The sequence below is a fragment of the Microbispora sp. NPDC049633 genome, from assembly GCF_040675265.1.
GTDB lineage: Bacteria > Actinomycetota > Actinomycetes > Streptosporangiales > Streptosporangiaceae > Microbispora > Microbispora maris.
Window position 1 is genome coordinate 20,243 of record NZ_JBFAOO010000100.1, and the last position, 6,808, is coordinate 27,050.

The 6,808-nt window shown below is 70.9% G+C and carries 5 protein-coding genes; all 5 read left to right on the forward strand.

Translation table 11 applies throughout. The annotated features are described in order from the left end of the window. The first annotated feature begins 172 nt into the window (after positions 1 to 172). Positions 173 to 1,159 carry a DUF1702 family protein gene (locus AB0J39_RS24110; RefSeq protein WP_363468407.1) on the forward strand — a complete coding sequence of 329 codons (987 nt, stop codon included), beginning with the start codon at positions 173 to 175 and terminating at the stop codon, positions 1,157 to 1,159. 142 nt (positions 1,160 to 1,301) lie between these two features. Beyond that, a complete protein-coding gene (locus tag AB0J39_RS24115) occupies positions 1,302 to 2,315 on the forward strand; it encodes a DUF1702 family protein (RefSeq protein ID WP_363468409.1) in 1,014 nt (337 codons plus the stop codon). Then, positions 2,312 to 4,279 carry a CRTAC1 family protein gene (locus AB0J39_RS24120; protein WP_363468411.1) on the forward strand — a complete coding sequence of 656 codons (1,968 nt, stop codon included), beginning with the start codon at positions 2,312 to 2,314 and terminating at the stop codon, positions 4,277 to 4,279. Before AB0J39_RS24115 ends, AB0J39_RS24120 begins: the two co-directional genes overlap by 4 nt. Before the next feature lie 6 nt (positions 4,280 to 4,285). Continuing rightward, the gene (locus tag AB0J39_RS24125) at positions 4,286 to 5,296 is read left to right on the forward strand and encodes an enediyne biosynthesis protein (RefSeq protein ID WP_363468413.1); all 1,011 of its coding nucleotides are present in this window, start codon (positions 4,286 to 4,288) and stop codon (positions 5,294 to 5,296) included. Further along, the coding region (locus tag AB0J39_RS24130; protein WP_363468415.1) for a beta-ketoacyl synthase N-terminal-like domain-containing protein at positions 5,293 to 6,808 on the forward strand (1,516 nt) is incomplete at its 3' end. The genes AB0J39_RS24125 and AB0J39_RS24130, both read left to right, overlap by 4 nt.

Genomic DNA, 6,808 nt, shown 5'->3' on the forward strand with positions numbered 1-6,808 from the left:
ACGGGCACCGATCGCGCATTTTACGAAAAGCCGTAAAGGACCCGCGGACGCATCCTGAGGAAAGTGCCGTCGAGGCCGACCGGGGAAATCGCGGGACGACGAATTGCGGCTTCGCGGCGCGGTGCCGGCGGCGTTCTGGGCCCGTCCGGGGACCACGAGTGAGAGGTGTGCCATGTCGACGTTGTCCGGTTCGCTCCGCAGGCTGGTGCTGGCCCCGTCCCTGCTCGATGTGACCTTCGCCGCGCGGGGATTCCCGGGCTCCCCGTCCGAGGTCACCCGGCGGCTGGAGACGATCCCCCAGGCGGTCGTCTGCGGTTTCGAGTGGGGGATCGACGCCCGCGACCAGTGGGAGGTCGAGCGCAGGCTGAGCATGATCGAGCCCGAGCTGCGCGGCTTCGCCTACGAGGGCGCGACGATGGCGTTCACGGTGCTCGACGCCATGGGCGGCGGGCGGGGCCACCGCACCCGCGACCTGCTGCTCGGGCCCGGGCAGCCGCACATCTTCCTCACCTACATCGGCATCGGATTCGCCATGGCCCGGCTGCCCCGGGTGCTGTGGCGGAAGGTGATGCCCGACCTCGGCGGATCGCCGTACTACCCGACCATGAGCTGGCTGGCGGTGGACGGCTACGGCTTCGACCGCGCCTACTTCGACACCCGGCGCTGGGTGGACGAGCAGCGGATCCCGTCGCCCTACCCCTGGGAGGGCTCGCCGGACTACTTCCCGCGCGCCGTCGACCAGGGCATCGGCCGGGCGCTGTGGTTCATCCACGGCGCGCGGGTGGGGGACGTCGCCACCGCCGTGCGGCGCTTCGCGAGCCACCGGCAGGCGGACCTGTGGAGCGGCGTCGGCCTGGCCGCGACGTTCGCCGGGGGCTGCGACGCCGACACGCTGGCCGTGCTGCGCCGCGAGGCCGGAGAGCACGCGCCCGAGGTGGCGCAGGGCGTGGTGTTCGCCGCGAAGGCGCGCAGCTACGCCGGGTTCGTGCCGGCGCACACCGAGGTCGCCACCGCCGCCCTCGCGGGCCTGTCCGTGCGGGACGCGGTCGCGCTGGCCGACGACAGCGAGGTCGCGCCGGGCCCGTCCGCGTCCGTTCCGGCGTACGAGCTGTGGCGGGGCCGGGTCCGCGAGCACTTCGCCGCGCGCCTGGTGGCCTGACCCCGCCGACCTGTTCTCCCCGTCGCGTCGAATTAATTTCACCGCGATTTCTTTCGCCATGCCCGGAAATAGCGGCAAATGGGCACTTTTGAAGTGGTTCGGGCCCGGCGGAATATGCGTAAATAGCGCCAGAATCAGCCATATGTGCGGGATTTTATGGAGGGCGGAGAGGCAATTGACGAGTTTCCTGCGTTCACTGAGACGCCGAATCATGACACCGGACATCTCGGAGACGAAGCTCGCCACCCGAGGTTTCCACGTGAAGAGCCCGGAGTCCCGGGACCTGCTCGAGACCGTCGGTGAGACCTTCCTCAAGGGCTACGGCTACGCGATGGAGGCGTGCACGGTCGCGGAGGCGGAGGAGCGCCTGGAGCAGGTGCCGACCCGGTTCCGCGGCTTCGCCTACGAGGGCGCGGGAATGGCCTTCGCCATCCTCGACGCCACCCCGTTCGGCGGCGGGCGGGTCGAGGAGTTCCTCGCCGGCCGCGGCGGACGGCACAACTACATGATCTACGTCGGCATCGGCTGGGCGATGGCCCGGCTGCCGAGGTTCCTGTGGCCGAGGCCCGAATCGCTCGACCCGCAACTGCGCTGGCTCGCGTTGGACGGCTACGGCTTCCACCAGGCCTACTTCCGCACGGACAAGTACGTCCACGGGCAGTACCGCGACGCGGCCTTCCCCTGGCCCGCCGACGCCACGCGGCCGTACGCCAACCGGGCCATCGACCAGGGCATCGGCCGGGCCATCTGGTTCGTCGCCGGCACCGACGCGGAGCGGTGCGCGGACCTGATCGACCGGTTCGACCCGTCGCGGCGCGCCGACATGTACGCGGGCGCCGGGCTGGCCGCCACCTACGCCGGCGGCGCGGCCGAGGAGGAGCTGCTGACGCTGCGGGAGCGGGCCGGCGAGCACCGCCCGCAGCTCGCGCAGGGCTCCGCGTTCGCCGCCGAGGCCCGGGTCCGCGCCGGCCTGGTCGTGCCGCACACGCGCCTGGCCACCGAGATCTTCTGCGGCCTGCCCGAGGAGCGGGCGGCCCAGATCACCCAGCTGGTCCGGCCGCCGCAGCCGCTGCGGGACGGCGACCCGCCCGCCTACGAGCTCTGGCGTCAGTGCATCGCCAACGAATTCGTCTCCCTTGGAGGTGTTACCCAGTGACCGCGACACTTGGCTGGCTGCGCAGGCAGACGGCGGGGATCGTGGCGCTCGTGCTGATCGCGACCGCCTTCCTGATCGCCCGACTGCCCTCGTACTCCGCCGCGCAGACGGCGGAGACGGCGAGCAAGTACTCCTTCACGCCGCTGTCCATCGCCCTGCCGAGCGGCTACGACCAGCAGTCGATCCGCAAGGTCAACAAGGACTACACGCACATCGACGCCTGGATCTCCTCGGTCGGGGCGGCGATCGCGATGAACGACCTCGACGGCGACGGGCTGTCCAACGACCTGTGCCTCGTCGACACCCGCATCGACCAGGTCGTGATCACGCCGACGCCGGGCGCCAAGTCGGAGCGGTACGCCCCGTTCGCGCTGAACCCGGCCCCGCTGCCGGTCAACGACCACATGGCGCCGATGGGCTGCGTCCCCGGCGACTACAACGAGGACGGGCGGCTCGACCTGCTCGTCTACATGTGGGGCCGCACGCCCATCCTGTACCTCGCCAAGACGGGCGCGAAGGGGCTGTCGGCCGCGACGTACAAGCCGGTCGAGCTGGTGCCGGGCGTGAACGCCACCAACGGCCGGTACACCGGCCCGCAGTGGAACACCAACGCCGCGACCGTGGCCGACTTCGACGGCGACGGGCACGACGACATCTTCATCGGCAACTACTTCGCCGACGGGCCGGTGCTCGACCCCACCGTCTCCGGCGGCGTGCACATGAACCACTCCATGTCGAACGGCCACAACGGTGGCGAGAACTACTTCTTCCGCTGGAGCGGCGCCAAGAGCGGCGACAAGCCGGCGGCGACCTACCAGAAGCTCGACGACGTGCTGCCCGAGGAGGTGTCGAAGGGCTGGGAGCTCGGCGCGGCCGCCAACGACCTCGACGGCGACCTGCTGCCCGAGCTGTACCTGGCCAACGACTTCGGTCCCGACCGGATGCTGTACAACCGCTCCACCCCGGGGCACTTCAAGTTCTCCCTGGTCGAGGGCGTCCGCACGCCCTTCATCCCCAAGTCGAAGAGCGTGGGCCACGACTCCTTCAAGGGCATGGGCGTCGACTTCGGCGACCTGAACCACGACGGCATCTACGACATGTTCGTCAGCAACATCACCACCTCCTGGGGCATCGAGGAGAGCAACTTCCAGTTCGTCGCCGACGTGAAGAACCAGGCCGAGCTGCGGGAGAAGTTCCGCGAGGGCGTGGCGCCGTACCGCGACGAGAGCGCGCCGGCGCAGACCGCCTGGTCCGGCTGGGGCTGGGACGTCAAGATCGAGGACTTCAACAACAGCGGTGAGCCGGCCATCGCCCAGGCGACCGGCTTCATCAAGGGTCAGACCGACCGCTGGCCGCAGCTCCAGGAGCTGGCCACGGCCAACGACCAGATGCTGCAGAACCCGACCTGGTGGCCGAACGCCCGCGCCGGGGACGACATCGCGGGCAACCAGACGCTGCACTTCTTCGCCAAGGGTCCCGAGGGCCGCTACATCGACCTCGCCCCGCAGCTCGGTCTCGCCGTGCCGGTGCCGACCCGCGGCATCGCCACCGGCGACGCCGACGGCGACGGCCGCCTGGACTTCGCCGTCGCCCGCCAGTGGGACGCGCCGATCTTCTACCACAACCAGAGCCCGTCGCAGGGCGCGTTCCTCGGGCTGCGCCTGACCCGCGACGACAAGCCCGCCGACGGCGCCCTGCCCGCGGCAGGCTCGCCGGTGACCGGCGCGCAGGTCTGCGTCATGACGCCCGACGGCCGGACCTACATCGGCCGGGTCGACGGCAGCAGCGGTCACTCGGGCCGCCGCACCACGGATGTGCACATCGGCCTCGGTCAGAACATCACGGGGCCCGTGAAGGTGCGCCTGCAGTGGCGCGACCGCACCGGACAGGTGCGCGAACAGGATCTCCAGCTCACCCCGGGCTGGCACTCGATCGAGCTCGGCCGGCAGGCCAAGGAGAAGTGATCGGACATGGCTGAGAACACGCCCGTCGCGGGGCCGCGCCACGACCCCAAGGTGGTCATCGCGCTGCGCAACTTCGCGATCTCGATTTCGGTCTTCAACATCGTCGGCTACACGATTCTCGGCTTCGAGCAGCCCTGGCTGTGGCCCTTCATCGCCCTCGCCACCGGATACACCACCGAGATCGTCCTGGAGCGGATCGGCTCGCGCGCCGAGGGCCGGCCCCCGCGCTACAAGGGCAACGGCCTGCGCGGGCTGATCGAGTTCCTCTACCCGGCGCACATCACCAGCCTGGCCATGAACATGCTGACCTACGTCAACGACCAGGTCCTGGTGCTCGTCTTCGGGGTCGTGGTCGCCGTCGGCGCCAAGTGGGTCCTGCGGGCCCCTGTGAAGGGCCGCCTGCGCCACTACATGAACCCGTCGAACTTCGGCATCGCCGTCATCCTGCTGCTGTTCCCCTGGGCCAGCATCGCCCCGCCGTACCACTTCACCGAGAACGTCGACACCTGGATCGACTGGCTGGTGCCCGGGATCATCATCATCGGCGGCACGATGCTGAACGGCAAGCTCACCGGCCGCATGCCGCTGATCGCCGGCTGGGTCGGCGCGTTCGCCCTGCAGGCGATCCTGCGCGGCGTCTTCTTCGGCACCTCGATCCCCGCCGCGCTCGCCATGATGACCGGCGTCGCCTTCATCCTGTTCACCAACTACATGATCACCGACCCGGGCACGACGCCGTCGAAGCCCGGCTCGCAGATCGCCTTCGGCGCCGGCGTCGCCCTGCTGTACGGCCTGCTCACCGCCGTCCACATCTCGTACGCGCTGTTCTTCGCCACCGCCGGCGTCTGCGCGATCCGGGGCGGCTTCTTCTGGGCGCTGCACTTCGTGAACAAGGCCCGCCAGCAGGCGCAGGCCCCGGCTCCGGCCCCCGGACCGGCCATCTCGGCCCACACGCCGGCGCCGGTCATCGTGACCGGCCCCGTCTCGGTCAACGGTAAAGAGGCGGCGTCCGTATGAGCACGACCAGGATCGCCATCGTCGGCATGGCCTGCCGATATCCCGACGCCGCCTCACCGCGGGAGCTGTGGGAGAACGCGCTGGCCGGTCGGCGCGCCTTCCGCAGGCTCCCGGACGAGCGGATGCGCCTGGAGGACTACTGGGACCCCGATCCGTCGGTGCCCGACCGGTTCTACGCCCGCACCGCCGCCGTCATCGAGGGCTACGAGTTCGACCGGGTCGGCTACCGGATCGCCGGCAGCACCTACCGCTCGACCGACCTGACGCACTGGCTCGCCCTCGACATGGCGGGCCGTGCGCTGGCCGACGCGGGCTTCCCCGAAGGGGAGGGGCTGCCGCGCGAGCGCACCGGAGTCGTCGTCGGCAACACCCTGACCGGCGAGTTCACCCGCGCCAACATCATGCGCCTGCGCTGGCCGTACGTCCGCCGCACGGTCGCGGCGACGCTGAAGGACCAGGGCTGGGACGACGAACGGCTGGCCGCCTTCCTCGCCGACCTGGAGGCCACCTACAAGAGCCCGTTCCCGGAGGTCGACGAGGACACCCTCGCGGGCGGCCTGTCGAACACCATCGCCGGGCGCATCTGCAACCACTTCGACCTCAACGGCGGCGGCTACACCGTGGACGGCGCCTGCTCCTCCTCGCTGCTGTCGGTGACGACGGCGTGCAAGGCGCTGCTCGACGGCGACCTGGACGTCGCCGTCGCCGGCGGGGTCGACCTGTCCATCGACCCCTTCGAGATCATCGGCTTCGCGAAGACCGGCGCGCTGGCCAAGGGCGAGATGCGCCTGTACGACAAGCACTCCAACGGCTTCTGGCCGGGCGAGGGCTGCGGAATGGTCGTGCTGATGCGCGAGTCCGATGCGGTCGAGGCCGGTCGCCGGATCTACGCCGTCATCGCGGGCTGGGGCGTCTCCTCCGACGGCCGGGGCGGCATGACCAGGCCCGAGGTGAGCGGCTACCGGCTCGCGCTGAGCCGGGCCTACGATCGGGCCGGGTTCGGCATCGAGACGGTCGGCCTGTTCGAGGGCCACGGCACCGGCACCGCGGTGGGCGACGCCACCGAGCTCACCGCGCTGTCGGAGGCCAGGACCGACGCGGCCCCGGCGGCGGCGCCCGCCGCCGTCACCTCGATCAAGGGGATGATCGGGCACGCCAAGGCCGCGGCCGGGGTGGCCGGACTGATCAAGACCGCGATGGCGGTCCACGAGCAGGTCCTGCCGCCCGCCATCGGCTGCGTCGAGCCGCACCAGATCCTCGCGCGGGAGGACGCCCCGCTGCGCGCGCTGCGCAAGGCGGAGCCCTGGCCGGATGACGTCCCGGTCAGGGCCGGCGTCACGGCCATGGGCTTCGGCGGCATCAACACCCACGTCGTGCTGGAGAAGAGCGGGCCGCGGCGGCGGGTGCTGCCCGCCCGCACCAGGAGCCTGGCCTCCTCGCTGCAGGACGCCGAGCTGCTGCTGGCCGACGCCGCGTCGCCGCAGGCGCTGCGGGAGCGGGTCGCCACGCTGG